Source organism: Thermococcus gorgonarius (genome assembly GCF_002214385.1).
Classification (GTDB): Archaea; Methanobacteriota_B; Thermococci; order Thermococcales; family Thermococcaceae; genus Thermococcus; species Thermococcus gorgonarius.
In genome coordinates this window covers 492,248-518,016 of sequence record NZ_CP014855.1, presented here as the reverse complement: position 1 = coordinate 518,016, position 25,769 = coordinate 492,248, and the positions used below count along the sequence as shown (strand labels likewise).

General features: G+C 53.5%; 25 protein-coding genes and 1 pseudogene. 12 read left to right on the top strand and 14 right to left on the bottom strand.

Annotated features, from left to right (window positions below; genetic code table 11):
• Positions 1–30: 30 nt before the first annotated feature.
• Both A3K92_RS02920 and A3K92_RS02915 read right to left on the bottom strand, forming a co-directional pair.
• Positions 31–579 (bottom strand): ASCH domain-containing protein, encoded by a 549-nt coding sequence (locus tag A3K92_RS02920; protein WP_088886021.1) that lies wholly within the window; start codon positions 577–579, stop codon positions 31–33.
• Positions 569–1,300 carry a TIGR02253 family HAD-type hydrolase gene (locus A3K92_RS02915; RefSeq protein WP_088884840.1) on the bottom strand — a complete coding sequence of 244 codons (732 nt, stop codon included), beginning with the start codon at positions 1,298–1,300 and terminating at the stop codon, positions 569–571. The genes A3K92_RS02920 and A3K92_RS02915 overlap by 11 nt, the downstream gene beginning before the upstream one ends.
• A 99-nt stretch (positions 1,301–1,399) precedes the next feature.
• Between A3K92_RS02915 and A3K92_RS02910 the strand changes: the two genes are divergently transcribed.
• Both A3K92_RS02910 and A3K92_RS02905 read left to right on the top strand, forming a co-directional pair.
• On the top strand, positions 1,400–1,687 hold the full coding sequence (locus tag A3K92_RS02910) for a DUF357 domain-containing protein (protein WP_088884839.1): 288 nt from the start codon (positions 1,400–1,402) through the stop codon (positions 1,685–1,687).
• A gap of 10 nt (positions 1,688–1,697) precedes the next feature.
• On the top strand, positions 1,698–2,075 hold the full coding sequence (locus A3K92_RS02905; RefSeq protein WP_088884838.1) for a DUF555 domain-containing protein: 378 nt from the start codon (positions 1,698–1,700) through the stop codon (positions 2,073–2,075).
• A 7-nt stretch (positions 2,076–2,082) separates the two neighbouring features.
• Here A3K92_RS02905 and A3K92_RS02900 read toward each other — a convergent pair whose 3' ends face one another.
• Entirely contained in the window at positions 2,083–2,391 is a 309-nt protein-coding gene (locus tag A3K92_RS02900) for a ferritin family protein (RefSeq protein ID WP_088884837.1), read from the bottom strand.
• A 48-nt stretch (positions 2,392–2,439) separates the two neighbouring features.
• Positions 2,440–2,991 carry a DNA protection during starvation protein gene (dps, locus tag A3K92_RS02895; protein WP_088884836.1) on the bottom strand — a complete coding sequence of 184 codons (552 nt, stop codon included), beginning with the start codon at positions 2,989–2,991 and terminating at the stop codon, positions 2,440–2,442.
• A 104-nt stretch (positions 2,992–3,095) separates the two neighbouring features.
• Between dps and A3K92_RS02890 the strand changes: the two genes are divergently transcribed.
• On the top strand, positions 3,096–3,473 hold the full coding sequence (locus tag A3K92_RS02890; RefSeq protein WP_088884835.1) for a Fur family transcriptional regulator: 378 nt from the start codon (positions 3,096–3,098) through the stop codon (positions 3,471–3,473).
• 5 nt (positions 3,474–3,478) lie between these two features.
• Here A3K92_RS02890 and A3K92_RS02885 read toward each other — a convergent pair whose 3' ends face one another.
• Entirely contained in the window at positions 3,479–3,958 is a 480-nt protein-coding gene (locus tag A3K92_RS02885; RefSeq protein ID WP_088884834.1) for a ferritin-like domain-containing protein, read from the bottom strand.
• A gap of 17 nt (positions 3,959–3,975) precedes the next feature.
• On the bottom strand, positions 3,976–4,440 hold the full coding sequence (locus A3K92_RS02880) for a peroxiredoxin (protein WP_088884833.1): 465 nt from the start codon (positions 4,438–4,440) through the stop codon (positions 3,976–3,978).
• A gap of 79 nt (positions 4,441–4,519) precedes the next feature.
• Between A3K92_RS02880 and A3K92_RS02875 the strand changes: the two genes are divergently transcribed.
• The 3 genes from A3K92_RS02875 to A3K92_RS02865 are packed head-to-tail and all read left to right on the top strand — an operon-like array spanning position 4,520 to position 8,074.
• The gene (locus A3K92_RS02875) at positions 4,520–5,089 is read left to right on the top strand and encodes a GNAT family N-acetyltransferase (RefSeq protein ID WP_232460905.1); all 570 of its coding nucleotides are present in this window, start codon (positions 4,520–4,522) and stop codon (positions 5,087–5,089) included.
• Positions 5,073–6,167, top strand: a complete 1,095-nt coding sequence (locus A3K92_RS02870; protein WP_088884832.1) for a VIT1/CCC1 transporter family protein — start codon at positions 5,073–5,075, stop codon at positions 6,165–6,167. The genes A3K92_RS02875 and A3K92_RS02870 overlap by 17 nt, the downstream gene beginning before the upstream one ends.
• A 56-nt stretch (positions 6,168–6,223) precedes the next feature.
• A complete protein-coding gene (locus A3K92_RS02865) occupies positions 6,224–8,074 on the top strand; it encodes a prolyl oligopeptidase family serine peptidase (RefSeq protein WP_088884831.1) in 1,851 nt (616 codons plus the stop codon).
• A gap of 2 nt (positions 8,075–8,076) precedes the next feature.
• Here A3K92_RS02865 and A3K92_RS02860 read toward each other — a convergent pair whose 3' ends face one another.
• The 3 genes from A3K92_RS02860 to ppsA form a co-directional block, all read right to left on the bottom strand.
• Positions 8,077–9,489: an MATE family efflux transporter gene (locus A3K92_RS02860; protein WP_088884830.1), complete on the bottom strand. Its 1,413-nt coding sequence runs from the start codon at positions 9,487–9,489 to the stop codon at positions 8,077–8,079.
• Between the two features lie 43 nt (positions 9,490–9,532).
• Positions 9,533–10,939 (bottom strand): MATE family efflux transporter, encoded by a 1,407-nt coding sequence (locus A3K92_RS02855; protein ID WP_088884829.1) that lies wholly within the window; start codon positions 10,937–10,939, stop codon positions 9,533–9,535.
• A 163-nt stretch (positions 10,940–11,102) separates the two neighbouring features.
• Entirely contained in the window at positions 11,103–13,478 is a 2,376-nt protein-coding gene (gene ppsA, locus A3K92_RS02850) for a phosphoenolpyruvate synthase (RefSeq protein ID WP_088884828.1), read from the bottom strand.
• A gap of 359 nt (positions 13,479–13,837) precedes the next feature.
• Between ppsA and A3K92_RS09560 the strand changes: the two genes are divergently transcribed.
• Positions 13,838–14,032 carry a hypothetical protein gene (locus A3K92_RS09560; protein ID WP_232460904.1) on the top strand — a complete coding sequence of 65 codons (195 nt, stop codon included), beginning with the start codon at positions 13,838–13,840 and terminating at the stop codon, positions 14,030–14,032.
• A gap of 31 nt (positions 14,033–14,063) precedes the next feature.
• Positions 14,064–17,743: pseudogene (locus A3K92_RS09730) on the top strand (S8 family serine peptidase).
• A gap of 31 nt (positions 17,744–17,774) precedes the next feature.
• On the opposite strand, the gene A3K92_RS02840 reads toward A3K92_RS09730, so the two are convergent.
• Genes A3K92_RS02840 through A3K92_RS02825 form a run of 4 tightly spaced genes read right to left on the bottom strand, consistent with a single transcriptional unit; the run spans position 17,775 to position 19,660 of the window.
• A complete protein-coding gene (locus A3K92_RS02840; protein ID WP_088884827.1) occupies positions 17,775–18,371 on the bottom strand; it encodes a DNA replication complex subunit Gins51 in 597 nt (198 codons plus the stop codon).
• A gap of 32 nt (positions 18,372–18,403) precedes the next feature.
• The gene (locus A3K92_RS02835; RefSeq protein WP_088884826.1) at positions 18,404–19,153 is read right to left on the bottom strand and encodes a DNA polymerase sliding clamp; all 750 of its coding nucleotides are present in this window, start codon (positions 19,151–19,153) and stop codon (positions 18,404–18,406) included.
• On the bottom strand, positions 19,143–19,346 hold the full coding sequence (locus A3K92_RS02830) for a hypothetical protein (RefSeq protein WP_088886019.1): 204 nt from the start codon (positions 19,344–19,346) through the stop codon (positions 19,143–19,145). Before A3K92_RS02830 ends, A3K92_RS02835 begins: the two co-directional genes overlap by 11 nt.
• Entirely contained in the window at positions 19,328–19,660 is a 333-nt protein-coding gene (locus A3K92_RS02825) for a transcription factor S (protein ID WP_088884825.1), read from the bottom strand. The genes A3K92_RS02830 and A3K92_RS02825 overlap by 19 nt, the downstream gene beginning before the upstream one ends.
• Positions 19,661–19,730: 70 nt before the next feature.
• Here A3K92_RS02825 and A3K92_RS02820 point away from each other — a divergent pair, with 70 nt between their 5' ends.
• The 4 genes from A3K92_RS02820 to A3K92_RS02805 all read left to right on the top strand — a co-directional run bounded on the left by A3K92_RS02820 (position 19,731) and on the right by A3K92_RS02805 (position 24,574).
• Positions 19,731–19,988, top strand: coding sequence for a hypothetical protein (locus tag A3K92_RS02820; protein WP_088886018.1), 258 nt, complete (start codon positions 19,731–19,733; stop codon positions 19,986–19,988).
• A 46-nt stretch (positions 19,989–20,034) separates the two neighbouring features.
• Positions 20,035–21,360, top strand: coding sequence for a CoA-disulfide reductase (gene cdr / locus A3K92_RS02815; protein ID WP_088884824.1), 1,326 nt, complete (start codon positions 20,035–20,037; stop codon positions 21,358–21,360).
• Between the two features lie 79 nt (positions 21,361–21,439).
• The gene (gene proS, locus A3K92_RS02810) at positions 21,440–22,891 is read left to right on the top strand and encodes a proline--tRNA ligase (protein WP_088884823.1); all 1,452 of its coding nucleotides are present in this window, start codon (positions 21,440–21,442) and stop codon (positions 22,889–22,891) included.
• Between the two features lie 75 nt (positions 22,892–22,966).
• A complete protein-coding gene (locus A3K92_RS02805; RefSeq protein ID WP_088884822.1) occupies positions 22,967–24,574 on the top strand; it encodes a carbamoyltransferase family protein in 1,608 nt (535 codons plus the stop codon).
• A 49-nt stretch (positions 24,575–24,623) separates the two neighbouring features.
• On the opposite strand, the gene A3K92_RS02800 is transcribed toward A3K92_RS02805, so the two are convergent.
• A complete protein-coding gene (locus A3K92_RS02800) occupies positions 24,624–25,763 on the bottom strand; it encodes an iron-containing alcohol dehydrogenase (protein WP_088884821.1) in 1,140 nt (379 codons plus the stop codon).
• Between the last annotated feature and the right edge of the window lie 6 nt (positions 25,764–25,769).

The window sequence follows — 25,769 nt, the reverse complement described above, 5'->3', positions numbered from 1 at the left end:
TAAAAAAGCTTTTCCTTGTCAAATTCCGAGTTAGATAACCCCCGCCGAGTAGAGCGCGTGGTAGGTTTTGAGCAGGGCCTGCTGAACCCTCTTAGGCCCAAAGGTTCTGACTGCCCTTCCGAGGCCTTCGTTGTAGATACGGCGCATTATAAAGTCGGTCTCGCGGTTGAGGTTCAGTTTCTCCTGGTTCTCAAGGTAGAGCCTCGCAATCTCGGCCGGCTCGCGGTAGTTGAGGCCCTTGAGCCACTTGAGCGGAATACCGTCGTCGAAACGCTTTATGACCTCGAAGCCGATGATTGTGACCTCATCATCGCCGTAGAGCTCGCCGTAGATTTTGCTGAGCTCCCTGAGAAGCTCCCTGACGTCGGAGAAGCCGTCGAGCTTTGCATCTTCGTTTGTCAGTTCTCTTACCTTCTTTTTCTCCACGCGGGTTATCCTGACCTTGGCTACCGCAGTATCGCTCGGTGTTACCACTAGATAGACCTCGCTACCCGGCTTCGCCTCGTAGTCCCCGTAGCGTATCGTTGTGAGCTTGTCCCCTCTGAGAATTCTCGACTTGTAAGCGGAGTCAATCAGCATGAACTTCCTTATCTGAACGCTCTTCCCTTTCCTCACTTTCGATCCCCCTGATTATCTCTACCACTTCTTCGAGCGACCTGATTACAAAGTCCGCGTATTCAAGGTATTCCAGTTCTTTACTGGCATACTTGCCGTATTTAAACCAGACCGTCCTCATTCCAACCTGCTTTGCACCGTAGATGTCGGAGTACAGTCTGTCGCCCACCATCACGGCCTCTTCGGGCCCCACGCCAAACCGTTTCAATGCCTTCTCGAATATCTTCCTGTGAGGTTTTTTAACTCCTACGAAGTCCGAAATAAGGACATCGTCAAAGTAGTCCTCTATCTCCGTTCTCAGTATCTTCTCCCACTGTTTTACTGGATTTCCATCGGTGATCACGCCGAGTTTAAGACCCATTTCCTTGAGTTTGAGAAGGGTTTTTCTTGCGCCTTTCACGGTTTTGAGGTGTGCTATCTTTGTGTTGTGGTAATTTACCACCCCGGCCGCGATCCACTTAGGATTGTGGGGTAAATCCAGACGCCGAAGGAGATAGTCAAAGTGATGGGGAAAGTTGCTCCCGTATTCGTTTATAAGCTCCAGAAGCTCGTGATAGGCTATCCCAAAGTCAACAGGCATTCCGGCCCGTATCATGCCCTCGATAGCGTTTCGCCTCGCTATCTCAGCCAGTTTTGTCGTGTCGATGAGAGTGTCATCCAGGTCAAAGAAAACGACCTTTATCATTTCCCCTCCCCACTGGACTTTAGGAGGGTTGGAGTATTTAACAGTGATGGTGGGCAAGATTTATAAAACCGGTGCTCAACCCTTTCCGAGGCGAGACAGGTGGAGCGAGAGATCTCAGAGGAGAGGCTCCAGAGGTATTTTAAAATAACAGGCGAGGCTCTTAAAAGGCTCGAAGTGGTGGTTCACGAGAAGAGCCTCCTGGGCGTTGTTGCCAGGGATTTCTTAACCATGGCGAGAAGCTATTTTGAGGATGCCAAATACTACTACGAGAAAGGCGACTACGTGACAGCGTTCGCGGCGCTGAACTATGCCCACGGCTTTATAGACGCCGGAGTGAGACTTGGAGTTTTTAAGGGAGAAGACGACAGGCTCTTTGCCTTTGGCTGAGGTGAGAGATATGGGGGACTACGTGGTGGTTCTTGAAGCACCGATAATAGTTAAAGACGTCGAAACGAACGAAGATGCCATAAACGTGGCGGTAAGTAAAGTTACAAAGGCTCTCAACAGGGAAAACCTCGACTTCGTTAGGGTCGAGCTGGGTTACTCCCAGTGTCCCGTCTGCGGAGCCCACTTTGAGAGCGCCTTCGTAATAGGCAACGTTGGTCTCGTTGGTATATACCTGACCCTCAAGGTCTTCAACGCTCAGAGCATAGAGCACGCCGAGAGAATAGCGAAGGCCGTCGTTGGAAAGGCCCTAAAAAAAGTCCCGCTGAAGGTTTTTGAAATAAGGGAACTCAAAAATTCAGAAGAAGAAAACGGGATTAGTCTGGAATGACGGGTCTTTACTTCAGAAAGTTCACCTTTATCCCCGTCTCCTCCTCAACTTCCTCGAAGCCTTCCTTCATGTATTTCGCGAGTTCTTCATCAACCTCGAAGAGAGCCGCGAGGAACTCACCAAAGTGCTCCTTCTCCTCGTTGGCTACATCAAGGAAGATGTGCCTTATCCTCTCGTCCTCTATTCCAGCGGCAAGTTGCTCGTAGATGTTTATCGCATCAAGCTCCGCCTCGATGGCCCAGCGGAGGGCCTGCGCTATCTCGGTCTTGGTCAAGGGCCTGTCCTTTGGGAGCTCAAAGGGGTATTTGGCGAGCATAGTATCACCACTCATATACCTCATTTTCTCCAGATAAACCTTATCCCCTCACCTCAGGAACTTCGAGACAAAGGGGCTCTCTCCGGGTTTGCTCCGCCTGAAGTGGCCGCTTGGCTTGCCGGTCAAAAGCTCCTCGAACCAAGCTTCGTGCTCTATCTCCTCGTGGAGGATTGCCAGGGCCAAGTCGTAGGTCCTCGGGTCTTTGCCCATCGTGTAATTGCATATCTCCGTGTAGACACCAACCGCACAGCGCTCCGCTTCGAGGAGGACCTTAAGGATGTTCTCTACAGTGGGCTCCTCCGGCAGATAAGCGTCGCGGCACCAGGCCATCTTCGAGAATTCCACGATGTCCCTCGGGAGCTCTCCGCCGAGCTCGTAAATCCTCGGCACGAGGGCCTCAAAGTGGTTCCTGTCCTCAAGGCGCGCATCCTCGACGATTTCCTTTATCGTTTCGCCTTCCAAGCCTGCGGCGTGGTTCCTCAGAACAGTGTAGTAGTAATAGGTCGTAAACTCCGCAGCGGCCGCCTTCAGCAGCATGTCCAGGAGCTTTTCCACGTCTATTCCTGCCTTTTCAACCAACCTTCTGTTGTGTTCCGACATGGATTTCACCAATTATTAGTAATAACCTCTACTTAATAAACTTTTCGATTTAGAAATTATTTCTAATTAGGAAGGCTTATAAAGTCCCCCGCGAATTGAAACACATGTGGAGAGAAAAGGCCATAGAAAGGCTCAAAGAGAGTGGCTACAAGCTCACGCCCCAGAGGCTCAGGCTCATTGAAGTTCTGGAGGAATTTGGGCCATCTCATCCATCGCTTACCGAGCTCCTTGAGGAAATAAGAAAGGAGTTTCCAACTATGAGCTTCTCAACCCTATACTCAAATCTGATAACCCTTAAGGAGCTTGGCCTCATAGAGCTCTTCTCCCTCGAAGGCGAGACCAGAGTAGAGGTCAACACCAAACCTCACCTAAACCTGATAATGGGAGAAAAAATCATCGATGTTAACGATCCCGAGATAATCAACGCAATAAAGCAAAAGATAGGGAAGAACGTCAAGCTCGTCAACGTGCTGGTTGAATAAAAGCCTCAATCAACCTCAAGGCTGAAGTCCTGGTAGTCCATCCATATGCCTGTCTTCATCACCGAGTCGTACTGCGCCTTAAGCAGTTCGTAGTGGGCCTTCTCAATCTTCGCCAGCTCCTCAAAAACTCTCTTGACGCTCTCGTGCTCCGCTTCCTTAGCGGCCCTCTCGTAGAACTCCCAGGTCAGCTTTTCCTGCTCCATGCCGATCTTAACCGCGTCGACCTCACTGAGGTTTTCTTCATCAACCTGAACAACCAGCTTTTCTAGGAGCTCCTTGTCCACCGCTGGGAGCTCACACTTTTCGACCAGCGCCTCAACGAATTTCTCCTCAAAGATGTCCCAGTGCTCGGCCTCTTCTCCAGCGAGGAAGAGGAACATCTTCTTCGCCCTCTCGTCCTTAGCTTTTTTCGCAAGCTTAATGTAGAACTTAAGCTCGGCCTTTTCAACTTCAAGGGCGAGGGCTAAAGCCTCAAGCTCCTTCATGTTATCACCCACCAAACTTAGTTTTCCGTTCCTATTAGCTTTTTGATCTCCTCAAGCACCTGGGCGGCGTGTCCCTTGGCCCGAACCTTTATCTTCTTCCACACGATTTCTCCCTCGGGGTTCAGAATGAAGGTGCTCCTTATCGCTCCCTCATACTCCCTTCCGTAGCTCTTTTTCTTGCCCCACGCTCCAAGGGCCCTGTGGAGCTCGGCGTTGGGATCGCTGATCAACTTTACTTTGAGGCCGTGCTTCTCCTTGAACCTCTGATGGCTCTTTGGCGAATCCCGGGAAACGCCGATAACCTGAACGCCAAGCTTTTCGAACTCCGGAAGCAGTTCTGTGAATTCCTTGGCCTCAGTGGTGCAGCCAGGCGTGTTGTCCTTTGGGTAGAAGTAGAGAACCGTCCACCTGCCAAAGACGAGGTCTCTCAGGGGCTTTTCCTTTCCATCTTCATCAAGGACTTTTATGTCGAGGTACTCCATGGTATCACCCATATAATTAGGCTAACCTAATTCATAAGCTTTTTGGGTGATGACGCAAAAAACTGGTGGGGCCGAAAATATGGGAGACGAAGAAAAAAGCCTGAAAATTGAGAGAGTTAATAATCCCCTCGAGCTGAAGGATGAGCTCCTCAAGTTCGTCTTTCGAGTTTACCAGGGTACCGGCGGAGCGTATCCTGCCCTAGAGTGGGTGGAGAAGAAGCCTTCGGTGGATGATTTCGAGGGCTTCAAAAGGGTCTACGAGCCCTTCCTGGAGTTCAGGCTTGGTAAAGAGTTCGACGAGCTATACGTGCTGAAGAAGGACGGACGAATAATTGGGACCGTGGCCCTCGTCTACAACCTCGAAGGCAAGAATGTGTGGTGGGTGCCGGAGGAAATAAAGAACGAGAAGAGCGGCCTCATCGAGTTCTTCATGGTTGATCCAGCTTACAGGGGCAAAGGCTACGGCTCAATGCTCCTTGAGTTCGCTGTGGAGAGGCTGAAGGAGTTTGGTAGAGAGGCTTACGTGATAACTTTCCCCGACCTTGAGGCGTATTCTTATTATATGAAAAAGGGCTTCACCAGGGTCATGGACTACAGAGAGTTCGTGGTGCTCAAGTACGGGGGTGAGGGCCGTGGAGGAGATGCTTAAGCTGGCCAAAAAATTCTACAAAGATGAATACTCCGATTCAGTATTGTATGCCAAACTTTCAAGGACGGAAAAGGACAAAAACATCAGGGAAGAGTTTCTCCGCCTCTCGCAGATTGAGTCCAAACATGCGAGGTTCTGGTATGAGTTCCTGAAAGCCCGGGGGATAGAGGTTAAAAAACCAGAGATCAATAGAATGCACGAACTTAGTATAAGGATTTTGAGAAAACTCCTGGGGCCCGGTGCCGTTGCGTCTCTTCTAGAGCTGGGGGAAAGAAGCGCCGTCCAGAAGTACTTCCGATACCTAACAGAATACTCGGACAAGCTCTCCTCGGAGGAGATTGAAAAGCTGAAGGAGGTCATCCTCGATGAGCTGGAGCACGAACAGTTCTTTAGGGAAAGCAAAAAGAGCTTCCACACCGAGAACATTCGAGATCTGGTCCTTGGGATGAACGATGGGCTGGTAGAGATACTCGGTGCAGTGACCGGGCTCTCAGCGGTTTACACCACCACTCCAAAACTGGTGGGAATAAGCGGGGTTATCGTTGGCGTTGCGGGCTCTCTCTCAATGGGTATTGGGGCCTTCATTTCGGTTCGCTCGCAGAGGCAGGTAAATGAGGCACTGAGGGAAAGGATGAAGGTTCTCTTTAAAATCTCCCCCGAAAAGGCAAAGGAGGAAATAAAGGAACGCCTGATCGAGGGTGGCGTTCCAGAGGAAGTGGCCGAAAACACAGCTGAAGAGCTTGCAAAAAGAGGAGAGGGCATTGTTGAACTCCTAGCGCCAGAAGGAAACGAGAACGAAGTCCGTTCGGCACTGTATACAGGCATAGCCTATCTTCTCGGCGTGATCTTCCCGGTTCTCCCCTATTTCCTGGCACCCACGTCCACAGTGGCGCTACCGTTCTCAATACTCCTCGCGGGGACAGTTCTAGCCATCGTGGCAACCCTGGTATCAATACTCTCAGGGATTTCCATAAAGTCAAAAATTATCGAGATGGTTACAACGGGCCTTGGGGCGGCGTTCCTGAGCTACCTCTTTGGCAGGTTAATGGAGGGCGTTTTCCACGTGTCCACCCTTTGAGAGAACTGCCTAAACGTTTATATCTTTCTCTTTCCTTATTCTGAAGGGTGGTTTCTGTGGAGGATCCATACCTGTGGATGGAAAACCTCAACGATGAGCGCGTTTTAAAGCTCGTTGAGGAGGAAAACAAACGCTTTAGGGAGTTCGTTGGAAAGCTAAGCGACGAGCTCTTTCCCGAAGTCTGGGAGTACTACTCAATGCCGACCCTCTATGGCGCGAGGCTTACGGAAAAGGGTGTTATAGCTATGTACAAGGAGAGGGACAGACAGGTTATTCGGTGGCTCGGAAGAGATGTCATAATTGACTCAAAGGAGCTCGAAAAGGAGCTCAACGACGAGGTTCTCCTCCAGGGGTTCACCGCTGATAAGTCAGGAAAGCTCCTCGCCTACAGCTTCTCCATAGGAGGAGCGGACGAGGGGATAACCCGGATAGTGAACCTCGAAACCGGCGAAATCCTGGAAGAGTTTAAGCCCTCGGTCTGGAACATCACGTTCCTTGAGAACGGCTACTACTTCAGCAGGTTCTACAGGCACGGGGAGACGCCGGACGGGGTTAAAGCTCCGGCTGTCAGGCTCTTCTGGAAGGACGAGAGCGGCGAGAGGATAGTCTTCGGGAAGGGGCTTGGCTCGGGCTACTTTATGGGACTCAGGAAGAGCACCGATGAAAAGTGGGCGATGCTCACCGTCACCTTCGGCTGGAACAAGGCGGATATCTACATCGGACCGATAGACGCCCCCGACCTGTGGGGAAAGGTTTACTCCGCTGAAGTTCCAGCGGAACCTATAGACGTTATCAACGGCAGGCTCTACGTCCTCACAAGAGAGGGCAAGGGGCTTGGAAAGGTAATAGTCATCGAAGGAGAGAACGTCACCGAGGTAATTCCCGAAGGAGAGTTCCCGCTAGAGTGGGCTGTAATCTCTGGCGACAAAATCCTCGCCGGCAGGCTCGTTCACGCTAGCCACAGGCTTGAGGTCTACTCGCTTAATGGCGAAAAGCTCGACGATGTAACCTTCGACCTCCCCGGAAGCGTCTACCCGCTCGACACCGACGGGAAGAGGGTCCTTCTCCGCTACGAGAGCTTCACCGTGCCCTATCGCCTCTACGAGTTCGACGGGGAGCTTAAGCTCGTCGAAAAGCAGGAAGTTGAGGGCGACTTCAGAGTTGAGGAGGACTTCGCGGTCTCAAAGGACGGCACGAAAATCCACTACTTCCACGTGAAGGGAACGGAGGACAAGAAAAAAGTCTGGGTCTTCGGCTACGGAGGATTTAACATCTCGCTGACGCCCCGCTTTTTCCCGCAGGCGATTCCATTCATCAAGCGCGGTGGAAGCTTTGCGATGGCCAACCTGCGCGGTGGAAGTGAGTACGGCGAGGAGTGGCACAGGGCGGGAATGAGGGAAAACAAGCAGAACGTCTTCGACGACTTCATAGCCGTCCTTAGCAAGCTCAAGGGGGAGGGCTACAGGGTTGCAGCGTGGGGAAGGAGCAACGGGGGGCTTTTGGTTTCGGCAACGCTCACCCAGAGGCCCGACGTCATGGACTCAGCACTGATAGGCTATCCCGTCATTGACATGCTCAGGTTCCACAAGCTCTACATCGGTAGCGTGTGGGTTCCTGAGTACGGCAACCCAGACGACCCGAAGGACAGGGAGTTCCTGCTGAAATACTCACCGTACCACAACATTGACCTCAATAAGAAATACCCGCCAACGCTCATCTACACGGGCCTGCACGACGACAGGGTTCATCCGGCGCACGCCCTCAAGTTCTTCGCAAAGATGAAAGAGATCGGCGCGCCGGTTTACCTCCGTGTCGAGACCAAGAGCGGTCACATGGGTGCATCGCCGGAGACGAGGGCGAGGGAGCTGGCTGATATGCTTGCATTCGTGGTAAAAACCCTCGGCTGAGGCTATTTTTCTTCTATTATCCTCTTCATCCAGGTTCCGCGCATGAACCAGGCTAGAGCCACCAGCGCCGCCAGAAAGTTGCTCATGCCCATCCCGAAGAATACTCCCTTGCTCGTGAAGCCGAAGAGCTTTGCCAGCGGAATTGTGAGGCCCAGCACTGTTATCGCCCCAACGTAGCCAAAGGCGTAGCTAAGCGGAATCCTGAGGCCCCAGAGGCGCAGCATGCTGAGGAACATGCTCTTCTTTGTGTGGCCTGCTGAGCTAAAGGTCCTCGTGACAACGACGAATATCCCGTTGAAGAAGGGCACGGAGATGAGGAAGTACTTGAGCACGTACTCACTCTGGGCTATAACCGCTGGATCATCCAGGAAGACCCTGAAAACGGAAACCCGGAAGAGGCCGATGATGACTATCGCAAAGCTCGCTATGAGGAAGTTGATCACCATTGCCCTCTCAGCTATTTTCTTGGCCCTCCCGTAGTTTTCGGCCCCAACGTTCTGGGCTATCATCGTCCCCATGGCCATGCTAACGCCCCTCGCTATGCTCGTTATGAAGTTGACGAGGCGGGTGGTTATGGTGTAGGCAGCGTAAACGACATCACCGTAGCCGTAGATGATCCTTGTGAGGACGACGAAGCCGAAGCTGTCCGCTGACTGGCCAACGGCCGACGGAAGGCCAACGTGGAATATCTTCCTGTAAAACCCGAAATCAGGCTTCATGGTCTCGCGCGTGAGGTGCAGGCCGGCCTTCCCGCTTGTCAGAATCTTCGCGCCGATTATGGCTCCAGTGCCGTTTGAGAGAACCGTGGCGATCGCCGCTCCCTCAACGCCGAGCCCAAGGACGAATATGAAAATCGGGTCGAGAACTATGTTCATCCCAACGGTAAGCATGCTTATCTTCACCGGCGTCTTTGTATCTCCAGAAGCCCTCATGAGGGCAGAGAACGCCATGAAGGAGAATGACAGTGGTACGCCGGCGAAGACCACCTGCGCGTAGGCCTTTGCGTATGGGTAGACGTTGGGTGTGACTTTCATGAAGCGGAGCGCGTAGGGGAGGATGGCCAGGCTTATTATGGCGGTTGCCGTGGAGAAGAGGAACATGAGCGAGTAGAGCGCTCCAGCGGAGCGGTTGGCCCTTTCGTAGTTCCCCGCGCCTATGTACTGGCCGACGAGGGCAAAGCCGGCCGTTGCAAAGCCCATGCCGAGGGCCATTAGGGTTCCTATTATCGGCCAGCTCGTTCCGGGAGCGGCCAGAGCCTCCCTACCGAGTTTGCCGAGCCAGAAGGTGTCCGTTATGTTGTAGAGAACCTGAACGAGGTTGTTGACGATTAGAGGATATGCTAACTTGAGGAGTGTCTTTTCAATGGGGCCGTTGAGTATTTCCTCGCGCATTTTGAGCAGTTTTCCGCGCTCCATCGGCACCACAGTTGGACAGTAGTCGAAACGCACCAATAAAAAGCTACTCCTCGATTATCGCCTTCATCCAGCTCCCCTTCAGGAACCACGCGAGGGCCATAACCGCTCCAAGGACGTTGCTGAGGCCCATTCCAAGCCACATCCCGGCGGTGTCTCTCATCAGGACTCCAAGACCGTAGCTGAGCGGGAGCCTTATCCCCCAGAGCCTCACCATGCCGAGCACCATGCTCTTCTTCGTCTGCCCGGCGCTCTGGAAGACGTTGTTTACCGCCGCAAAGATCCCAAAGAAGGGAAGCGAGGCTGAAAAGTACTTCACGACCTTGGCGCTCTCGGCTATGACGGCCGGGTCGTTTATGAAGAACCTGAATATGGGCACGCGGAAGAATATGAAGAGAAGCGTTCCAACGCCGAGTATCGTGAAGTTTATGACCATCGTCTTCTCGGCTATCTCCTTTGCCCTGTCGTAGAGCTTCGCCCCTATCGCCTGCCCCACCATCGTTCCCATGGCCATGCTTATTCCGTCGGAGAAGGCGAACATGAAGTTCGTTAATCGGTTGGTTATGCTGTATGTGGCAAAAGCAACGTCCTCAAAGTTGGGGATGCCGTGAGTCTGCCCGTAGAGCTTTCCGATGGTAAAGATGACCCTCGTCAGAATAACGAAGCCCAAAGCTGTCGTTGAGTTTCCGATGCTCGCCGGAAGGCCGACGCGGAAGATGCGGGAGTAGAAGTGGAAATCCGGCTTCAGGGTCTCGGGAGTGAGGTGAATTCCCACCCTACCCGTGAACAGGAGGTAGCCACCCACTATGGAACCAGCCGTGTTGGAGAGCATCGTCGCTATCGCCGCACCGACAACGCCAAGTTCTGGAAACGGTCCCCAGCCGAAGATGAATAAGGGGTCGAGGATTATATTGAGGATTACCGTGGCGATGTTTATCTTGACCGGTGTCTTCGTATCTCCGACCGCCCTGAGGAGGAAGTTGAAGGCGAAGAGGGTGAAGGAGAAGGGTATTCCCGCGAAGATGACCCTCGTGTAGCTGAGCGCGTAGGGGTAGATGGTATCGCTCACGTTCATCAAGCGGAGCAATTGAGGGGCGAGAACCACGCCGGTTATACCAACTGCTGTGGCGAAAATGAGCATGAGGGAGTAGAGAGCTCCAGCAGCGCGGTTCGCCTTATCATATTCCCTGGCACCGACGTACTGGCTCACGAAGGCGAAGCCAGCAGTGGCGAAGCCCATGCCTATGCTCATGAAGAACCACACGAGGGGCCAGGCAGTTCCCGGGGCGGAAAGCTCAGTCCTGCCGAGTTTACCGAGCCAGAACGTATCGGTGAGGTTGTAAAGAACCTGAACGAGCTGGTTGATTATCAGCGGGTAGGCTAACAGGATGAGCGTTTTTACTATCGGGCCATTGAGGATTTGCTCGCGCATGGCTTCAACTTTATGCCTCATTGAGACGGCTGTCGAAACGTTGGTATAAAAAGTTTATTGTGGATAAAAGAGCCAATCACAGACCGAAAACGCTGATATCAAAGTCAAAGTGGTTGTTTGAAGGCCCGAGTTGGAATTCACTCTGCGCTGAAGAGAAAGACAAGAGAAAGGAAGGGAAGGAAAATCAGAAGTCGAGCTCGTCCTCTTCCTCGAAGAGCCTCTTCCTGGCCGCCTCGAGGAGGATCTTCTGCTCCTCCTGGGCGATGGTCTTCCTGATGAGCTCAACCGCGTCGGGGTTGGCGCTGATGCTGTCGATGCCGAGCCTGACGAGAATCTTGGCCATCTTCGGGTCACTGCCTGCCTGTCCACAGATGCTGGTCTCGACGCCGTACTTCTTGGCGACCTTGATGACGTGCTTGATGAGCTTGAGCACTGCCGGGTGCTTCTCGTCGTAGAGGTGAGCTATCCTGTCGTTGTCCCTGTCGATGGCGAGGGTGTACTGGGTGAGGTCGTTGGTACCGAAGCTGACGAAGTCAATGCCCTCCTTGATGAGGTCCTCGATGATGAGAGCAGCAGCTGGAACCTCGATCATTATTCCCCACTCGACGTCCTTGTGCGGCTCAAGGCCGACTGAGCGGGCTATCTCCTTGGCCTTCCTGATCTGCTCTGGGTGGCCGACGAGCGGGAGCATAACGCCGATGTTGTCGTAGCCCTCCTCGACGACCTTCTTGATGGCGGTGAACTCGGCCTTGAGGAGCTCTGGCTGGTCGAGACCGCGCCTGATTCCGCGCCAGCCGAGCATCGGGTTCCTCTCGTCCGGCTCGTCCTCTCCGCCAGGCATCTCCTTGAACTCGTTGGTCGGGGCGTCGAGGGTCCTGTACCAGACCGGCCTCGGGTAGAAGGCAGCTGCAACGGTCCTTATGCCCTCGGCGAGCTTCTCGACGAGCTCGTCAAACTTGCCCTCCTTGATGAACTTGATCGGGTGCTGGCCGATGCTGAGTATCATGTGCTCAGCGCGGAGGAGACCGACACCGTCGGCGCCTGTAGCGGCTGCCCTCTCAGCCACTTCGGGCATTGAGACGTTGACCTTGACCTTGGTCGCGGTGATGAGCGGGGCTCCAGCGACGACGACCTGCCCACCGGTGGCCTTCTGCTCCTCCTTCTTTTCGACGAGGCTCTTGACTATGCCCTTGTAGACGACACCCCTGGTCCCATCAACGGTGACGTAGTCACCGGTCTTGAGTTTCTTGGTGGCTTCCTTGGTACCGACGACGGCCGGAATGCCGAGCTCACGGCTGACGATGGCGGCGTGGCTGGTTCTTCCACCCTCGTCGGTGACGATAGCGCTTGCCCTCTTCATGGCCGGAACCATGTCCGGGTTGGTCATGGTGGTGACGAGGACGTCGCCCTCCTTGACCTTGTCGATCTCGCTGGCGTCGAAGATGACTACGACCCTGCCAGCGCCAACGCCAGGTGAAGCACCGAGACCCTTGAGGATGACCTCGGCTTCCTCGACCTCAGCTGCTTCTTCAGCCTTGGCCTCCTCCTTGAGGGTGGTTATCGGCCTGCTCTGGACGATGTAGAGCTTGCCGTCGTCCTTGTCGTATGCCCACTCGATGTCCTGCGGCCAGCCGTAGTGCTCCTCGATCTTGGCGCCCATCTTGGCGACCTCAACGATCTGCTCGTCGGTGAGAACCTGCTTCTCAACCCACTCGGGGCCAAGGTAGTCGGCGACCTTGACGTAGACGGTGCCCTTGCCGGTCTCGGGGTTCCTGACGACCATAACTTCCTTCTTGGCGATGAATTTCTCCTTTATCTTCCAGGTGCCCTTCTCGACGATGTACTCGTCCGGGGTGACGCTACCGCTGACGACGGCCTCACCGAGGCCCCAGCTGGCGTTGATCATTATCTCGTTCCTGTTGTTGGTGACCGGGTTGGCGGTGAACATGACACCGCTCTTCTCGCTGTTGACCATCTTCTGGACGACGGCACTAAGATAGACCTTGCTGTGGTCGAAGCCCTGCTTGGCCCTGTAGAAGGTAGCGCGAGCAGTCCAGAGGCTGGCCCAGCACTTCTTGACCTTGTCTATGACGTCGTCAACGCCGTAGACGTCGAGGTAGGTCTCCTGCTGGCCGGCGAAGGAAGCCTCCGGAAGGTCCTCGGCTGTTGCAGAAGAGCGGACGGCAACGTAAACGGCGTCCTTGTTGAACCTCTGGCTGAGCTCCTTGTAGGCCCTCTCGATCTCCTCAGCAATCTCGGGGAGCATCGGGAGCTCGATTATCTTCTGCCTGATCTTGGCGGTGTTCTCCTGGAGCTGCTTGGAGTCATCAACGTTGGTCTTGCTTATGATGTCCATAATCCACTCCTGGAGGGTCCTGCCGTCCTCGAGCTTGACGTTCTCGACGAAGTACTTGTAGGCCTCGGCCGTGACACAGAACCCGGGTGGAACCGGAATTCCGGCTTTTGTAAGTTCTCCGAGGTTTGCCCCCTTTCCTCCGACGAGGGGCACGTCTTCCTTGCCGAGCTCCTCAAACCACTTTATAAACCTGTATCCGCTCATGGCTATCCCTCCATTTAAGGTACTTACCGGAGGTGATATATGGAAACCCTATTTAAAATTAACTGAAAAGTCGGAAGAGAAAAGCTTTTTAAGCTCCATCTGACTAATCCGGAGAAAATTTCGGGAATTCTAACGCCAACATTCTCTTTTCTATGCATTAGTGTATCCAAGATATCCTCAAGGTTGTTGACGTCCTATATTGCCCTTTTTAGATTTTCAATGAACACAATACTTCACAAAGAGCCCTAAATTGAGAGTCCATCGGCAAATCTAAACCCGCTCTTTGGCCCCTATTTCTCCATGGAAAAAAGTTTTAATAATCCCACTACAGATACACTATTGCACACAAGTGCATGGAAGTGTCCTTAGTCATGAACAGAAAGACCCTGAGCGTCTTAATTGTTTTAATTATGGCCCTGGCCGTTGTTCCAGTGGCCACAGTGCCGATAGTTTCTGCAGGGATGAGCACTCAAATCAACGAACCAAGCAACAAGATAATGCCAGTTGACAAGCAGATCGACAAGTTCCTCAAGGGGGACGAAAAAGGAGCTTAGGCTGATCATTGCCCCCTCAAGGGACAAGGCCATGGAAGTTTACAACGAGATAGCCAAGATTGGCAAGATTGATCCTATAAGCAAGCCCGAGTACCAGTTCATAGTTGCCACGATACCCAGGGAGAAGCTGGCAAAGCTCAAGGAGATCAACGGAATAATCGGAATCTGGAAGGACGAGATGGTCAAGCTTTCGGAGCCTGTCAAGGAGCCCGAGGCTCTACCACCGAAGGAAGCCCCGCAGATGCCAGACATGTTCCTCAGCATCTTCACCACCCGCGCCTACGACGCATGGATGAACTACGGGGTCTTTGGTGACAACGTTACAGTTGCCGTCCTCGACACCGGCGTTGACGTCGGCCACCCGTTCCTCCAGATTACCTTCGACGGCAGGAGGAAGATAATCGACATCTACGACGCCAGCGACGAGGGAATAGCCCAGCTCTACTACGTCGCCACCCAGACTGTAAACGGCACCATCGTTGTCAACATGACAGTTCCGATTTACTGGGGCGCTTATGCTATGTACTATGGCCACCCAAGCGTGACGGAGTATAACATGACTGCATACTATGTTGGCAACATAACCGGAAGCGAGTACTACCTCGGCCTCCTCCCGGAGAGGTACTTTGACCTCAACAACTTCAACGGCACACCCAACGATCCCTATGAGCTCGGGCTCTTCGGCGACCTCAGCGACGTTTACCCGGTTCTCGTTGTCAACCAGAGCGGCAACTTCGTTGCTTACATAGACCTCAACCTCAACAACGACTTCACCGACGACCAGCCGATGACCCTCTACGACATCACCGGGGACTACGTTACCGTGAACTCCACCAAGGTGAACATAGCCCTGGCCAGGGTTCACATAGGCGACATGAGCAACGATGAGAACCCGCTCTTTACGATACCCTGCGGAGAGGGAATCAGCTACGCAATGTTCAGGTGGGACGCCCACGGCCACGGAACCCACGTCAGCGGTACAGTGGCCGGGGTGGGCCTTCCAACTGACCCGGTCTTCAACGGAACCTACGGAATGGCACCAAACGCCCAGCTCATAGAGGTCAAGGTTCTCCCAGGTGAACAGGGCTTTGGAAGGACGAGCTGGATAATTAATGGAATGTTCTACGCCGCCCTAAACGGTGCCGACGTCATAAGCATGTCCCTCGGTGGAGGCGGGGAGATAAACGACGGTCTGGAGAACCCAGAAATATTCTACGCCAACCTGATAACAGACCTGTTCGGCGTCACCTTCGCCATCGCCGCTGGAAACGAGGGGCCAACCACTAACACGGTCCATGCCCCGGTGACAGCGACCTCGTCATAACAGTCGGTGCGTTCCGCTCAAGCCAGCGCTGGAGCATCTTCTACGGTGCTGACGGCGTTGCCGACACTGTGGCAAGCTTCTCTAGCAGGGGACCGAGGATGGACGGCCTTCTCGACCCGGACGTCATAGCACCGGGTGAAAGGATATTCTCAAGTCTCCCGCTCTGGTACACCGTACTTGACCAGGATCCGTACGAATATTATGGAATATGGGACGGAACCTCAATGGCAACTCCCCACGTCAGCGGTGCTGTGGCGCTCCTCATAAGCTACGCCAAGCAGCACAACCTGACCTACAACCCGATAATGATAAAGCGCGCCCTTGAGATGAGTGCAGTTCCAGTCCAGGAGGCCACTCCAGTCGACCAGGGCTTCGGACTGATACATGTTGACAGTGCAATAGCCGTCCTCCAGAACCTCAGCGCGGAGAAGACCACCTACATTTACGGCGGAACCACCTTCACAGGCTTCAGGAACGACCTCGAGGAGAAGGAGATACCCATAAGCCCGGACTACATCGAGTACAACAGCTACTTCTACGGTCTCTACGACATGCCTTACCTCTACCGCGGTGTCTACATCAGGAACGAATTCCCGGCAGGAGTTCCGCTCTACTTCTACCCGATGGAATACGAGAACGGCCTTGGATTATCACCAGTTGCGGTCGAAAAAGCCTACCACATAAGCACAAGCGACGATTGGATCATTCCCAACGTTGACACTGTAATAGCCGGAGGAGAAACCTTCGGAAGCTTCTCAATTCAGATAGACTACTCCAAGCTCCAGCCCGGCCACATCTACGTTGGCTTCGTGTACATCGATGACCCCGAGACCAGCTACATCGACGGATTCATCCCGGTCATAGTCGACCTGCCAATGAACATGAACGGACAGAACAAGGCTTCACTCAGTGACACCGCTCTGCCAGGTGTTGCTAAGCACTACTTCTACCAGGTCGCTCCTGGAACCAAGGAGCTCCGCGTTACCCTCAGGGTACCGCTCGACGAGAACGGAACTCCCATGGGCAGGACAACCCTCATGATAGCGAGACCCGAAGGTGCAGTTGTAGCAGAATACGTCCCAGGTTACTACTTCGTTGGTCCTGGCCTGCCGGAGTACACCTGGGTTATCAAGAACCCAGAACCCGGCACCTGGGAGATAACCGCCTACACCTGCACCTTCACAAAGCCCAGAACTGGCTACAACGAGTCCCACTACACCATAAGCGTCGAGACCGTTGGAGTGACCATACAGCCCGAGAAGATAATAACCGACATGGACTCTCCGGGAATTATTCACTCTGCAATCACGGTTAAGAACACCAACTACGGAACCTTCCAGGCAGAACTCTACGGACTCGGTATGGGCAGACTCGACCAGGTCTATGGCATGATAAGGAACGTCAGCCAGGACGACTTCGATGTCATAGGTGCCATACCCATTACAGAAAGCGACTACTACTTCCGCGTCGGCATAACCCAGCCAGAAGACCCGAACGCCGACCTCGACCTCTACGTGTACTACTTCCCGACCTATGAAGACCTCATGAACTTCACCAACTATACAGTCTACACCGACCAGATCGGCCCGACCAGCGACGAGGTCTTCGAGAAGTTCATGCCAGAGCCAGGATACTACCTCATAGCAGTTTACGGCTACGATACCGTTGGCTACGACCCGATCCACTACATCTTCTACTACCAGATCCTCGGAGACAACGGCAACATCAAGGTAAGCCCGAGCACTGCCCCAGTGGTCAACAACAGTATCACGTATGCATCAGTTAAGATCAATGTCAACGAGAGCGGAACATACCTCGGTGTCATCGGCGTCAAGGACAGCTCAACCGGCGAAGTACTCGACTACGCCCCGGTTGTAGTCCAGGCAGGACTGCCAAAGATGGTCGTGATGGCCTACGCAGAAGGACAGGTAGTTACCGGTGAGCCAACCAAGATCAAGGTGCTCCTCCTCGATGCCCAGAACATGACACCGGTAATCGGAGAGAGCAAGGTCATAGTCAACGACCAGATCTATTACACCAACGACGGAATACTGGAGTTCTACTACACACCGCGCGGACCTCATGACACCCTCAGGATCGGGGTCATAAACCCGAACTACCAGGACGTCGAGAAGACGTTCACCCTTAGCCAGATAGACGTGATGTCTAAGTACCAGTACTGGGAGAACCTATACAACGAGGAGACCCAGCTTTACGAGAACCTCACCGCACTTGTCCAGTCAGCAATTCCCGAGCCCATCAGAACCATGATCCTCAACCTCGCGAGCAGGTACCACAACAGGGCAGCGTACTACATGAAGCTGGCCTACATCTTTGAGAAGAAGGCCAACAAGATACTTCAGATGTTCCTGGAGAGGTTCGGCTGAACCTTTCTTTCTTTTCTCAGGTTTTTATGTTTCAAAGAATGCTGACTCTTCTAGCGACGCCTCTTTTAACGAGAACCTCGCCAATGCTCTCGGGAAGCACCACGAGGTCCCCAGCGGTTACTGGCCCGTGTTCTCTGAGATTTTCGTCCAGAATTGACGGTAAATCAGCAGAGACTATGTAAGCAGTACGAATTCTTGTTTTCTGAGAGCTTTCCTTACTGACTATTTCCGAGCCCAGATCAGCTTTTTTCTCCGTTTCTTCCACCTGTTTCTGGGGCTGGACACCTTTTCCAAAGTCCTTCCTTTCCACAAAAGCCTTCAGAATCAGGAATAGTTTCCTTTCCTCCTCAACCAGCTCACCGGGGCTAAAACTTCCAGAAAAGACCGCATCAACGAGCTTGTGAAGTCTCAACCGTATTATTTCCCTCATCAGCCCCTCGGCTATCTTGAGCTGCTCAAGGTATATGGCCTCTTCTAAGTTTTCTCCCCTCTCCCGGGAGCTCTCGGCCCCTAGGTGAAGGGCCTTTATCAGGCTGTCGAAATCAACGTAAAAAGATTCATCGATCCTGACTAGTTCTGGCTTCGAGAGCTCCTCCTCCAGCATCTCTCTGAGCTTAATGATGTCCATCGCCAACCACCAAAAAAGTTAGAATTTGGAAGTCACTCCTCTACGCGCGGAGCGAGGAGGAATGTAAGCTTTCCTTCGTCCCTGATGTAGTAGTCCATCTGGAGGGGCATCTCATTGCCGAACCTCAGTGTGACCTCATCGGCCTTTCCGATGCCCTTGACCATATCGGCCAGATAACTTATTCCATAGGCGCTCTTGGTTTCTTCCTGGACTTCCAGGTCAAGCAAGCCTTCATCCTCAAGGGTGAGCCTTATCTCAACCTCGTTGGTCTCTCCCTCAGCCTTCATCGTGAATTCGTTTTCAGTCGCTATGAATTTGAGGGCATCACTAACGAGTGAAGCGTCTTTTATGGCTTCTTTTAAGACTTCGCCAAGGAGAACAACCTTGGCAGTGAATGGAAGCTCCGGAAGGTCAAGCTCGAGTTCTTCAACGTCTATGAGGGGAAGGCGGAAGGTTCTTTTTGCAGTTCCTTCAAAGGTTATCTCAAGGAAGTTTTCATCCCCCTTCCTGAGTATGAGGGTGTCCTTGCTCTTTCCTCTTTTGAGGATCTTCTTGAAGTGGTCCATGTTTACGCCTATGGTTTCAGGCTCCTCGACCTCATACTTGGAGAAAATGCTCTCCGGCAGATTAAGGTCTATTAGAACCACTCTGCTGGGATCCATGGCACGCATGCTTATTCCTTCCTCAGTTACCTTAAAAGCTGCCTCGTCAATTAGGTTGCTGGCAGTGGCTATAAGGTCTGCAAACTCCTTAGCACCATCAAAAACTATCTCAAACGGCATCTTCATCCCCCCTGTTCGTAGACTCCAGGATTTTGAGCATCAGCCTAACTCTCTCTTTCCCCCTGAATAAATAAGCTTTTCCGTTATCCAAATCGGGTACTCTAAGGTAGGCCTCATCCAGTTCTTTCAACGCCTTTTTTGCAAGCCTTAGAAGGACTTCCCTTTCAATGTCCTTCACTCGTAGGACCTCCATACGTGGCCGCATTTGGTACACTTGTAGAATATCGTACTCGGCTCATCTCCAGCCCTCGTCTGAAGCTCCCACCAGTAGGCAGTATCGTTACCGCACTTGGGGCAGGTAACCTTGGTGGTCGGCAAGGTCTTGACGTCCTGCTCGATGACAACGATTTCCTCGTCGGGTTTGTGCTCGACCTTCTGGGTAATCTTTGTCTTCTCCCTGTCCTTTTCTTCGTCAAAGGATTCCTCATAACCGCAAACGCGACAAACCCACACTTTTTTCTTTCTGTCGGGGAGCATGAGGTTCCCACACTTCGGACAGAACTTCATTTTCACCACCTCACCAGCCGAGGTTGTGGTATGTGGGAAGGGAATAAAAAGGTTTGTGGATAAATTTACAATGGTGGTTGCAATGGTGGATGAGCCAGACGTCTTTGAGCTTGCCCGCAAGTACCATACGGAGTTGAAGATTGAAGAACCCAGCCTCGCAACTCTAGCGGCCGAACTCTTTGGAGACCTTGGACTGAAGTTCAAGGAGTTCCTCAAAAAGGAAGGCTACTCCCTAACAGGAGCCAAGTTCGTGGACTATGACAAGAGCCTTGTTCTCAGCATCATGAAGGGCGACAAAACCTACGAGGTGATCCTGAGAAAGACCTGAGGCAAATTTTTAACCCCGGGTTTTGAACCTTTTGTGGTGGTACGGGATGAAGAAAACGGTGGTTATCATAGGCGGTGGAGCAGCTGGAATGAGCGCGGCATCCCGTGTTAAAAGACTCAGGCCCGAGTGGGACGTCAAAGTGTTTGAAGCCACTGAGTGGGTAAGCCACGCCCCCTGCGGCATTCCCTACGTCGTTGAGGGAATTTCACCAAAGGAAAAGCTGATGCATTACCCTCCAGAGGTCTTCATCAAGAAGCGCGGTATTGACCTTCACATGAAAGCAGAAGTCATTGAGGTCGAGCAGGGGAATGTCCGCGTGAGGGAGCCCGACGGGGAGCACACCTACGAGTGGGATTACCTCGTCTTTGCCAACGGTGCCTCTCCCCAAGTTCCGGCGATAGAGGGCATAGACCTTCCGGGTGTTTTCACCGCCGACCTGCCCCCCGATGCGGTCGCAATAACCGAGTATATGGAAAAGTACGACGTCAGGGACGTGGTCGTCATCGGAACCGGCTACATCGCCCTTGAGATGGCCGAGGCTTTCGTCGCTAGGGGCAAGAACGTGACCCTCATCGGCAGGAGCGAGAGGATCCTCAGGAAGACCTTCGACAAGGAGATTACGGACATAGTCGAGGAGAAGCTTAAGGCCAACCTCAACCTCCGCCTAGAGGAGCTCACCATGCGCTTTGAGGGCGACGGAAGGGTCGAGAAGGTCATCACCGACGCCGGGGAGTATAAAGCGGACCTCGTCATAGTTGCCACAGGGATAAAGCCGAACACCGAGCTGGCCAGAGAACTGGGCGTCAGGATAGGCGAGACCGGCGCGATATGGACGAACGAGAAGATGCAGACGAGCGTTGAGAACGTTTATGCGGCTGGTGATGTGGCAGAGACGAAGCACCTAATAACCGGTAGGCGCGTGTGGATACCCCTCGCACCGCCCGGGAACAAGATGGGTTACGTGGCCGGAAGCAACATAGCCGGGAAGGAGATACACTTCCCCGGAGTGCTTGGAACGAGCATAACCAAGTTCCTCGACCTTGAGATAGGCAAGACGGGCCTCACTGAGGCCGAAGCAATAAAGGAAGGCTACGACGTCAGGACTGCTTTCATAAAAGCCAATACGAAGCCCCACTACTACCCGGGGGCCAGAGAAATCTGGCTAAAGGGAGTTGTTGACAACGAGACCAACAGGCTCCTCGGCGTCCAGGCTGTCGGTGCTGAGATACTACCAAGGATAGACACGGCCGCGGCGATGCTCACCGCTGGCTTCACAACGAAGGATGCCTTCTTTACCGACTTGGCTTATGCGCCCCCCTTCGCGCCGGTTTGGGACCCGCTGATAGTTCTGGCAAGGGTTCTGAAGTTCTGAGCTTTTCCTTCACATCCTTACTTTAGATTTGGAAAAAACTTAATAAACGGCTTTTACGTCCAACGGCTAGGTGGTGCAGATGACGGGCAAAGTTAAGAGGGAAAAGTGGAGCGAGAATTTCAGCGAATGGTATAACGAGCTTATCGAAACCGCTGGAATCCAGGACAAGCGCTACCCGGTCAAGGGAATGAACATATGGCTTCCCTACGGCCTTAAAATCATGCGCAACATAGAGAGGTTCATCCACGAGGAGATGGCCAGAACAGGCCACGAAGAGGTGCTCTTCCCGGCTTTAATCCCTGAGACCGAGTTTCAGAAGGAGGCAGAACACATAAAGGGCTTCGAGGACGAGGTTTACTGGGTTACACACGCGGGTCTGGACCCGCTTGACGTCAGGCTCATCCTCAGGCCAACGAGCGAGACGGCGATGTACTCCATGTTCTCGCTCTGGATAAGGTCGCACGCCGACCTGCCCTTCAAAATCTACCAGATAGTTAACGTTTACAGGTACGAAACCAAGCACACCAGGCCGCTCATCCGCGTCAGGGAGATAAGCCGCTTCTTTGAAGCCCACACCGCCCACGACAGCTATGAGGACGCTGAGAGGCAGATAAGAGAAGACCTTGAGATATTCGAGAGGCTTGCCAAGTTCCTCGCCCTGCCCTACATAGTCTCGAAGAGGCCCGAGTGGGACAAGTTCCCGGGGGCTTACTACTCCCTCGGTGCTGAGGTCATGATGCCCGACGGCAGAACGCTCCAGATAGGGACTATGCACAACTACCGCCAGAACTTCGCCAAGGCCTACAACATACAGTATGAGACCGAGACGGGAGAGCACGAATACGTCCACCAGACGACCTTCGGAATGAGCGAGAGGCTTCTCGCCGCGGTTATAGCCATACACGGCGACGACAACGGCATGGTTCTCCCGCCGACGATAGCGCCGATACAGGTGGTTATAGTACCGATTCCAAAGAAGGACGCCAGCGTTGACGTCTTCGCCTACGCGAGGGAGATAGCTGAAGAACTCAGAAACGCCGGAATCCGCGTCCACGTCGACGAGAGGGACATAAGGCCCGGCAGGAAGTACTACGATTGGGAGCTGAAGGGCGTTCCAGTGAGGATAGAGGTCGGTCCAAAGGACGTTGAAGGCAGAAAAGCCGTCATAGCTAGGCGCGACACCCTCACAAAGGAAGTCGTTGGGAGGGCGGAGATAGTCGAGGCCGTCAGGAGAACCTTCGACGAGATAATGGAGAACCTCTACAACCGCGCCAAGGAGTTCCTCGAAAGCCACATCAAGCGCGTCGACACGATTGAGGAAGCAAAAGCCGTCTTCGAGGACAGGCGCGGAATCGTTGAGATTCCGTGGTGCGGCGAGGAGGAGTGCGGCCTGAAGATGGAGGAAGAGCTCGACGCGAAGATGCTCGGTATTCCCTACCCGCTTGAGACAGCCAAGGCACCGGAAGGGAAGAAGTGCCCGGTCTGCGGCAGGGAGGCGAAGTTCATAGCAAGGTTCGCGAGGACTTACTGATTTCTCTTTCCCTTTTGGACAATTTACTCCTGAGTAAATTACTTACGGGTAAACTATAGCCCGGGAGGCGCCCTCATGATACTCGGAATCCACGACGGCCACGACGCCGGGGCCGTTCTTATAGACGGCGAGAGGATTTTCGCTGTGAACGAAGAGCGCTTAAACCGGATAAAGAAATACAGAGGCTTTCCCGAGCTTAGCGTGAGGAAAGTTCTTGAGATGGCCAAAGCAAAGCCAGAAGACGTTGAAATTATAGCCGTTGCAGGGATTTTCAGAAAGCTTTCCCGCCTAAAGGAGCTTGAGGCCAACCTTAGGGCTGTTTTTGGGCCGGACTTCAAGAGGAAGGTTCTCTTTGTTGAGCACCACTTAGCTCACTCCGCTTCGGCATACTACACGAGCGGCTGGAGAAACGCCCTCGCGGTGAGCATAGACGCCGCCGGCGACGGCCTGAGCTCCTCCGTCTACATCGCGAGAGAGGGCGAGATGATAAGGATAGCCCAGAGCACCTACGTTGACTCCCTCGGCGACTTCTATGCTTCGGTTACCGAGCTTTTGGGATTCAAGCCCATGCGCCACGAGGGCAAGGTGATGAGCTTAGCCGCCTATGGAAAACCTACCTACGATTTAAGCTCTATAATCGAGCTGAACGGTCTGACTTTTGAGAACCACCTCGGCGTTGTAGGCGTTGAGGCGACGAAAAGGCTGGCGGAACTATTTGACTACCCGCTGAGGCACGCAAAGGAGATAGCGAACCAGATGAAGCGCGGAAAGCTCGACGGAAAGCTCCAGAGGAAGGCAATAGAGATAGCCTCCAGCGCGCAGGCCCACCTTGAGAAGTTGGTTGAAGAGCTGGGCCTCAGGCTGAAAAACCACGCCCTTCCCGTGGCTTACGCGGGCGGAGTCGCCCAGAACGTCAAGGCAAACGCAATCCTAAGGCACGTTCTCGGCGATGATAACCTGTGGGTCTTTCCGGCGATGGACGACGGCGGGTTGGCCTTCGGGGCGGCGGTTTTCGTTAAGGCCCAGATGGAGAGGCTCGACGGAAAGTGGAGGCCCTTCAAGCTTGAGCACGTCTATCTCGGGCCAGAATACGGGCCGGATTACGTTGAGGACTTCCTGAGGAGCGAGGGTGTCGAGTACGAGGAGGTTGACGTTCCGTCCTTCGTCGCCGATGTCCTCGTTGAGGGAAAGCTGGTTGGCCTCTTCCAGGGGGCGATGGAGTTCGGGCCAAGGGCCTTGGGCAACCGTTCAATCTTAGCTGACCCGCGCGACGATAGCGTGAAAGAGAGGCTCAACGTCACGCTGAAGAGGGACGTCTTCCAGCCCTTCGCACCCTCAATGCTCTGGGAGAAGGCCGATGAATACCTCGCAGACTTAAACGGAACGCCCAACGAGTTCATGACCATGAGCTACACCGCGAGTGGCGAGTTTAGAAAGCTTGCTCCGGCGGTAGTCCACGTCGATGGAACGACGAGGCCTCAGGCAGTCAGGGAAGAGGTTAACAAACCCTACTATTCGGTAATTAAAGAATTCCATAAAAAAACAGGGCTTGGGGCAGTTCTGAACACCAGCTTCAACATGCACGGCGAACCCATAGTCTGCTCCCCTGAGGACGCGCTGAGAACCTTTAGAAAAGCCGGGCTCGACGTCTTAATCCTTGAAAGGTTTGCAGTTTCAGGCTAGTTTAATTTTATTTTTCACTGCAAAAACTCAAATAAAGAATCCGACAAGCTCACTCCCCATGAAAAGCCTTCAGATAAAGCTCCCTTATCTCCTCCGGCTTAGGCTCCACGGGGTTGAAGGCAATTAACCCGTCGCGGTAGGCCTTCTCCGCCATCTCGTCGAGCTTCGCCATAAAGGTCTCCTCGTCCACAAGGTCTCTCAGCCTTGGGACTCCGAGCATCTCGTTGAGCTCCCTGACAACCTCAATGAGGTCTTTGGTCGTCTTGAAGCCGAGTTCTCTCGCTATTTCGGCGTAGCGCTTCCTCGCGTACTCGCTTCTCTCGGCGTTGAACTCCATCACATAGGGTATGAATATTGCGTTCAGGAGACCGTGCGGTCCTATCCATGCCGCCTTGTGGCTCATAGCGTGGGCTAAACCTAGGCGCGCGTTCAGGAACGCTATTCCCGCCATAGTGGCCGCGTAGTGGACTTTTGCCCTCGCTTCCTCGTCGCCTTTGACCGAGAGAGGCAGCCACTTGTAGACGGTCTTTATAGCCTTTATCGCCATCGCGTCGCTGAAAGGATTGGCAGCCTTTGTCGTGTAGGCCTCTATTCCGTGGACGAGAACGTCAAGGCCTGAGTTCCTGGCAACCTCCCTCGGCATCGTTCTCGGAAGTCTGGGATCGAGGATAGCAACTTCCGGCGCTATCTCCGGGCTGACGATATTGTATTTGGCATCTCCCTTCTTCAGCACACTCGCCGCCGAAACCTCACTTCCAGCGCCGCTCGTCGAGGGTATCGCGATTAGCGGTGTTTTCAGCTTCGGAACGGGCTTGGGCTTTGAAAAGCGGTCGATGAAAGCAATCTCTTCAAAGTTCAGTTCAGGGGCATCGTAGAAGACCTTTAAAGCTTTAGCCGTGTCGATGACGCTCCCACCGCCAAGGGCCACCAGTAAGTCCGGCTGGAACTCCTCCCTCAACTTGGGAAGTAGCTCCTCGACCGTCTCGACACTCGGCTCGGCCGGAAGGCCCGTAATCGAGAAGACCTCCGCGCCGGCTTCTCTCACATAGTCCTCGGCCTCGCTCAGGAAGCCGTGCCTCTTCATCGAGCTTGATGAGAGTATGAGAACGCGCTCGTAGCCTCTGACCTCTTTTGAGAGAGCCTTCAAACTCCCCTCTCCCTCGATAATCCGGGTTTTCAGCCAGAACATGGGCAC

What these genes read in the sequence shown, in the direction of transcription:
- dps (WP_088884836.1), bottom strand. Translation starts at nt 2,991, where the DNA reads ATGTCGGAACACAACAGAAGGTTGGTTGAAAAGGCAGGAATAGACGTG.
- cdr (WP_088884824.1), top strand. Translation starts at nt 20,035, where the DNA reads ATGAAGAAAACGGTGGTTATCATAGGCGGTGGAGCAGCTGGAATGAGC.
- A3K92_RS02890 (WP_088884835.1), top strand. Translation starts at nt 3,096, where the DNA reads ATGTGGAGAGAAAAGGCCATAGAAAGGCTCAAAGAGAGTGGCTACAAG.
- A3K92_RS02825 (WP_088884825.1), bottom strand. Translation starts at nt 19,660, where the DNA reads ATGAAGTTCTGTCCGAAGTGTGGGAACCTCATGCTCCCCGACAGAAAG.
- A3K92_RS02885 (WP_088884834.1), bottom strand. Translation starts at nt 3,958, where the DNA reads ATGAAGGAGCTTGAGGCTTTAGCCCTCGCCCTTGAAGTTGAAAAGGCC.
- A3K92_RS02900 (WP_088884837.1), bottom strand. Translation starts at nt 2,391, where the DNA reads ATGCTCGCCAAATACCCCTTTGAGCTCCCAAAGGACAGGCCCTTGACC.
- ppsA (WP_088884828.1), bottom strand. Translation starts at nt 13,478, where the DNA reads ATGAGCGGATACAGGTTTATAAAGTGGTTTGAGGAGCTCGGCAAGGAA.
- proS (WP_088884823.1), top strand. Translation starts at nt 21,440, where the DNA reads ATGACGGGCAAAGTTAAGAGGGAAAAGTGGAGCGAGAATTTCAGCGAA.
- A3K92_RS02915 (WP_088884840.1), bottom strand. Translation starts at nt 1,300, where the DNA reads ATGATAAAGGTCGTTTTCTTTGACCTGGATGACACTCTCATCGACACG.
- A3K92_RS02840 (WP_088884827.1), bottom strand. Translation starts at nt 18,371, where the DNA reads ATGGACATCATTAAGCTCAGAGAGATGCTGGAGGAGGAGCTCTCGAAG.
- A3K92_RS02830 (WP_088886019.1), bottom strand. Translation starts at nt 19,346, where the DNA reads ATGGAGGTCCTACGAGTGAAGGACATTGAAAGGGAAGTCCTTCTAAGG.
- A3K92_RS02820 (WP_088886018.1), top strand. Translation starts at nt 19,731, where the DNA reads ATGGTGGTTGCAATGGTGGATGAGCCAGACGTCTTTGAGCTTGCCCGC.
- A3K92_RS02855 (WP_088884829.1), bottom strand. Translation starts at nt 10,939, where the DNA reads ATGAGGCATAAAGTTGAAGCCATGCGCGAGCAAATCCTCAATGGCCCG.
- A3K92_RS02835 (WP_088884826.1), bottom strand. Translation starts at nt 19,153, where the DNA reads ATGCCGTTTGAGATAGTTTTTGATGGTGCTAAGGAGTTTGCAGACCTT.
- A3K92_RS02905 (WP_088884838.1), top strand. Translation starts at nt 1,698, where the DNA reads ATGGGGGACTACGTGGTGGTTCTTGAAGCACCGATAATAGTTAAAGAC.
- A3K92_RS02880 (WP_088884833.1), bottom strand. Translation starts at nt 4,440, where the DNA reads ATGGAGTACCTCGACATAAAAGTCCTTGATGAAGATGGAAAGGAAAAG.
- A3K92_RS02800 (WP_088884821.1), bottom strand. Translation starts at nt 25,763, where the DNA reads ATGTTCTGGCTGAAAACCCGGATTATCGAGGGAGAGGGGAGTTTGAAG.
- A3K92_RS02860 (WP_088884830.1), bottom strand. Translation starts at nt 9,489, where the DNA reads ATGGAGCGCGGAAAACTGCTCAAAATGCGCGAGGAAATACTCAACGGC.
- A3K92_RS02875 (WP_232460905.1), top strand. Translation starts at nt 4,520, where the DNA reads ATGGGAGACGAAGAAAAAAGCCTGAAAATTGAGAGAGTTAATAATCCC.
- A3K92_RS02805 (WP_088884822.1), top strand. Translation starts at nt 22,967, where the DNA reads ATGATACTCGGAATCCACGACGGCCACGACGCCGGGGCCGTTCTTATA.
- A3K92_RS02920 (WP_088886021.1), bottom strand. Translation starts at nt 579, where the DNA reads ATGCTGATTGACTCCGCTTACAAGTCGAGAATTCTCAGAGGGGACAAG.